This window comes from Ilumatobacter sp. (assembly GCF_049588435.1).
Lineage (GTDB): Bacteria > Actinomycetota > Acidimicrobiia > Acidimicrobiales > Ilumatobacteraceae > Ilumatobacter_A.
The window spans coordinates 1-3797 of record NZ_JBAVYV010000174.1; the positions used below are offsets into that span (position 1 = coordinate 1).

Below are 3797 nucleotides of genomic sequence, written 5' to 3' on the forward strand. Positions count from 1 at the left end.
GTCGAGACGCCGGTCATCGGGTCAACGTCCGAGGCGACCGGGGAGCATCTGAGCGTCGAGGGTTCAGGTCTCGACCACGACGGTGAACTTGCCCGAGGGGTGCACGGTGCACGAGTCCTCGAAGACACCTGGCGTGGTGAATCGCTGGCGCAGTGTCTCGCCCGGCCCGACGAACCACGGACCGAGCAGGTGCGCCTGGTCGTCCTCGTTGACGATGATCACGGTCTCGTTCAGTTGTGCGACCAACTCGCGAGGAAGGATGTCGAGCGGCTCCCCCTCGTCGATCCGGTCGCCCGCGCCTGCCGGGATCACGTACGAATACGTCGGCTGTTCAGGACCGGAGTCCTCGCTGCCGCCGCATCCCGCCGCTGCGAGCCCGATGACGCCCGCGAGGAGCATCGCCACCACCAGCCGGACCGAAGTCCGGCTGGAGGATGTGCCCGGGTCTGCAGTGACACTGATCATGAGGGACGATCAGCCGGGGTCACGGCTTGGGGTTGACGATCAGGGCGGTGACCATGCCGAACATGCCCTCGGCGCGCTCGACGTGGGTGAGGATGTGGCAGTGGTAGACCCACGTGCCGACCGTGTCAGCGTGGAACAGCACCGAGTACCGCTCACCCGGTGCCACGTTGACCGTGTCGGCCCAGTACGGGTAGTCGAGCGGGATGCCGTCCTTGGCGTACACCAGTTGCGGGAACTGGTGGAGGTGCATCGGGTGGGCGGTGAGTCCCTCGTTGTAGTAGTGGATGACCCCCCATTCGCCCTCGTCGATGATGAGCGGCTCGGTGGCCGGGAAGCTCTTGCCGTTCAGCGTCAGACCGATCGTGCCGGCGTCGTTGACGACCATCGGCTTCTCCCAGGCCGGCACCAGGTCCTCGGGGATCGTGACCCCGGAGACCGTCTCACCGTACGGGAGTGGGTTCTCGCCGATCTGGAACGGAGCGAACATTCCGTTGATCACCGACGTCTGACTGTGCAGGTGGGCGTGGTACATGCCGATCGCCGGGTCCTCGGCGTCGAACTCGTAGGTGAAGGTCTCACCGGTGGAGATCGGGTCCTGCGTGTAGGGGGAGACACCGTCCTGGTCGTTGGGGGTGTGGATGCCGTGCCAGTGGATGTCGGTCCCCATCGGAGTGAGGTTGGTCAGCTCGATCTGGACGCGATCGCCCTGGTCGACCTTGATGAACGGTCCGGGGACCTGGCCGTTGTAGGCCCACGCCTCGACGAACTCACCGGGCGAGACCTCCCACGGGATCACCTCGGCGACGAGCTCGAACCGCTTCGTGCCATCCGCCAGGACCTCGGGTTCCATCACCTGGGCGCCGAGTCCCTCGGTCTCGGCGGGGAACTCCAGCATCGAATCGATCATCAACTGATCCATCTCCTCGGCGGTCAGTCCGGCGTGATCGCCTCCGAGGTCCGCGTCCTCGAACTCGTCCGCCTCACCGATCGTGAGTTCCGCGACCATTCCGGACTCTGCGTGACCCGAGATGCTGCAGAAGAGCTCGTAGGTCCCGGCATCGAGGTCGCCCAATGCCAGCGTGTCGACGCCACGCGACTGGAGGTTGTTGCTCTGGATGTCGAGTTCCCGAACGGCGAGGTTGTGCTCGATCGCGCCCGCGTTGACGATGTTCAGCGTGACGTCACCGGCGGGAGCGTTCAACTCGCCCTCGATGGCGAATTCGCTGAGCGAGACGTCGAGGGCGCTCGAGGAGGTTCCGCTCGCGCCGTCCCCGCCGCCACCGTCGTCTCGGATCAGGGCGACGAACGCGAGAGCGACGAGACCGGCGATCAAGCCGAGGAGGCCGAGGACGCCGATCGCGAACAGCGCGGTTCCGATCGGGCCGCCGGAGGACCTCTCAGGTGGCGTGGGGGGTGACGCTGACCCAGGGGCCGGCTGATCGATGACAGTCATGTGGGGTTCTCCGTTCGGGTGGCGGTGCGAGGACCGTAACGCGTCGGCGGGAACCCCTCGCAGGGCCATTGGTCCCGAACTTCGGTGGGTCGCGGTGTTGTTCGTCACCCGAGAACTGGATCCGCACCGATCACGGAACATCCCAGCTCAGCGGGCACGCTGAACCCTGAGGTACCCCCACGCTTGAGTGGACAGCATGATCTTCGAAACGCGTTGTGCCGGGTGCGACAAGCCGGGGGCCGCGATCTGTACGACGTGTCGTTTCGCATTGTTGGGTCCGGCTCCGCACGACGCGGCACACGGAGTGATCGCGGCGGTGGCGTTCACGGGACGAGCCCGCAACATCGTGCTGGGCTGGAAATACCGGAATCGGCGATCGGTGAGCCGCCATCTCGCAGGTCTCATCGTCAATCGCATCATCGAGGAGCGTGCCCAGTACGACATCGATGTGGTCACGTGGGCACCTACAAGCTCGAAGCGACGCCGTGAACGAGGATTCGACCAGGGTGAACTCCTCGCGCGTGCGGTCGCCCGTCAACTGGGTGTTCCGTGCCGGCGTCTGCTCGATCGCGACGGCTCCGGATCGCAGACGGGCAGGTCGCGCTCCGAACGGCTGACCGGCCCGCGTTTCGTTGCCCGTCCGGGCCTCGACGGAGCACGCGTGCTCGTCGTCGACGACGTCGTGACCACAGGCTCGACGCTGGGGGCGGCCGCGGCGGCGCTCGACGATCGTGGTGCCGTCGCCCGATTGGCAGCGGTCGCGTCGACGCCCGATCGCCGGCGCGCCGAGGTGCTCCCACTGCGTCGTCCGGCCGCACACGCCGCCTGAACCGGCGAGCGGAGGGGACGAGGTATCCATCAGCACGCCATCGGTCACGTGCAGCGCGTCTGCTCCAGCCCGCATGAGGTCGCGCCGGTAGCATGGTCGGTCGCATGGGAATCCTCGATCGCATCCTCCGGGCCGGTGAAGGCAAGAAGCTGAAAGCACTCCAGGGAATCGTCCCGGAGATCAACGCTCTCGAGAGTGAGCTGAAGGCGCTCACCGACGACCAACTGCGGGGCAAGACCGGAGAGTTCCGCCAACGCCTCGACAACGGCGCCGAACTCGACGATCTCCTGGTCGAGGCGTTCGCGGTCTCCCGTGAAGCCGCCGACCGGGTGCTCGGCCAGCGCCACTTCGACGTGCAGATGATGGGTGGTGCAGCGCTCCACTTCGGTTGGGTCGCCGAGATGAAGACCGGTGAGGGCAAGACCCTCACCTCGACCGCCCCGGTCTACCTGAACGCCCTGACCAACCAGGGAGTCCACCTCGTCACCGTCAACGACTACCTCGCGCAGTACCAGTCCGAGCTGATGGGCCGGGTCTACCGGTTCATGGGCATGGAGGTCGGGTTGATCCTTCCGGGCAGGGGAGCGAGCCCGGCCGAGAAGCGCGCCAGCTACGCAGCCGACGTCACCTACGGGACGAACAACGAACTCGGCTTCGACTACCTGCGCGACAACATGGCTCCCAGCAAGGACGCCAAGGTCCAGCAGCGTGGACACAACTTCTGCATCGTGGACGAAGTCGACTCGATCCTGATCGACGAAGCCCGAACCCCGCTGATCATCTCGGGCCGGGTCGCCGACGCGGCGAAGCTGTACTACCGCTTCGCCTCGATCGTTCGCTCGCTCAAGCGTGACGAGGACTACGAGTTCGAAGAGGACAAGCGCGTGGTCGTGCCGACCGAGCAGGGCATCGAGAAGGTCGAGTCCGCGCTCGACGTCGACAACCTCTACGACAACGTCCAGGCGAACCTCGACCACCAGTTCACCGTGGCGCTGAAGGCCAAAGAGATCTACAAGCGCGACAAGGACTACATCGTGCAGGGCGGCGAGG

At 66.0% G+C, this 3797-nt stretch carries 3 protein-coding genes and 1 pseudogene; 2 read left to right on the forward strand and 2 right to left on the reverse strand.

Annotated features, from left to right (window positions below; all coding sequences use genetic code 11):
* Positions 1–63: 63 nt before the first annotated feature.
* Positions 64–408, reverse strand: a complete 345-nt coding sequence (locus WBV89_RS06365; protein WP_423980496.1) for a cupredoxin domain-containing protein — start codon at positions 406–408, stop codon at positions 64–66.
* A 76-nt stretch (positions 409–484) separates the two neighbouring features.
* Positions 485–1918: a multicopper oxidase domain-containing protein gene (locus tag WBV89_RS06370; protein ID WP_423980497.1), complete on the reverse strand. Its 1434-nt coding sequence runs from the start codon at positions 1916–1918 to the stop codon at positions 485–487.
* A gap of 196 nt (positions 1919–2114) precedes the next feature.
* Between WBV89_RS06370 and WBV89_RS06375 the strand changes: the two genes are divergently transcribed.
* Both WBV89_RS06375 and WBV89_RS06380 read left to right on the forward strand, forming a co-directional pair.
* Complete coding sequence (locus WBV89_RS06375) at positions 2115–2747, forward strand: ComF family protein (RefSeq protein WP_423980498.1); 633 nt, start codon at positions 2115–2117, stop codon at positions 2745–2747.
* A gap of 104 nt (positions 2748–2851) precedes the next feature.
* Positions 2852–3797: pseudogene (locus WBV89_RS06380) on the forward strand (preprotein translocase subunit SecA); the annotation flags it as partial.